A 205-nucleotide genomic window follows, 5' to 3' on the forward strand; every position below is an offset into this window, starting at 1 on the left:
TGTCATGCCAATGGCATTGCCCGGTAGCTAAGTTCGGAATCGATAACCGCTGAAAGCATCTAAGCGGGAAGCGAGCCTTGAGATGAGTTTTCCCTGGCACTATAAGTGTCCTAAAGGGTTGTCGTAGACTACGACGTTGATAGGCAGGGTGTGTAAGTGCTGCGAGGCATTGAGCTAACCTGTACTAATTGCCCGTGAGGCTTAA

1 rRNA gene is annotated in these 205 nt (G+C 49.8%); it reads left to right on the plus strand.

Annotated elements, in window-relative coordinates:
- Positions 1 to 205, plus strand: a 23S ribosomal RNA gene (locus tag QQ041_RS24190); the annotation flags it as partial.

The sequence above is a fragment of the Vibrio sp. TMPB1044 genome (assembly GCF_030442075.1).
GTDB lineage: Bacteria > Pseudomonadota > Gammaproteobacteria > Enterobacterales > Vibrionaceae > Vibrio > Vibrio satsumensis.